The sequence below is a fragment of the Vibrio sp. 10N.222.48.A3 genome (assembly GCF_041475345.1).
In the GTDB taxonomy this organism is placed as follows: Bacteria; Pseudomonadota; Gammaproteobacteria; order Enterobacterales; family Vibrionaceae; genus Vibrio; species Vibrio tasmaniensis_A.
Window position 1 is genome coordinate 1 of the sequence record NZ_JBFRVX010000173.1, and the last position, 841, is coordinate 841.

At 42.7% G+C, this 841-nt stretch carries 1 protein-coding gene; it reads right to left on the reverse strand.

Annotation, left to right across the window (positions count from 1 at the left end; genetic code table 11):
• Positions 1 to 43 precede the first annotated feature (43 nt).
• The coding region (locus tag AB4653_RS06260; protein WP_372103595.1) for an extracellular solute-binding protein at positions 44 to 841 on the reverse strand (798 nt) is incomplete at its 5' end.

The following is an 841-nucleotide window of genomic DNA, read 5'->3' on the forward strand; positions in this document are numbered from 1 at the left end:
CTTTATTTAACTTACTAGCAACAATTAAACTTTTGCTAACAAATTAGTTGTCTACTTTAAGTTTTTGAAAGTACTCGTCATAAATAACGCTCGCTTCGCCAACTTCGTCTTGCCAAACACCATTATCCATCACTGATTGTGGCGGGAAAACGTTCTTATCTTCAGAAAATTCTTTCGGAAGAAGAGGGTAAGCTGTTTTAACTGGTGTTGGGTAACCGATCTCTAGAGCAATTTTCGCTGCGTTTTCAGGGCGAAGAAGGAAGTCGATCATCTTATGTGCCGCTTCAGTGTTCTTAGCACCTGCTGGAATCGCTAGGCTATCCATCCAGAAGATAGCGCCTTTCTCTGGCCAGATGATGTCAATCGTTGCGCCTTCTTGGCGTGCCATGTAAGCAGAGCCATTCCAAAGCATACCAAGAGACACTTCACCCGCTAGGTAAGGGTTTGCTGGGAAATCTGAGTTAAATACCAATACGTTTGGCATTAGCTTACGAAGTTCTTCGTACGCTTCTTTGATTTCTTCAGGATTAGTCGTGTTTGGAGAGTAACCCAGTTTAGACAGTGCGACATGGAAAACTTCACGAGAGTCATCCATCATCATCAGTTGACCTTCCCACTGTGTATCCCACAGATCGCCCCAGTTTTTAACTGAAGACTTGTCTAGCATATCTGAGTTGATACCAATACCCGTTGCGCCCCAGATGTATGGGATCGAGTAGTTGTTATTTGGGTCAAATGGCTTATCTAAGTAATTTGGATCCAAATCTGCAAAGTGGCTTAGCTTAGTTTTATCAAGCTCTTGAAGCATGCCTTCTTTACGCATCTTAGAAACGAAGTAAGT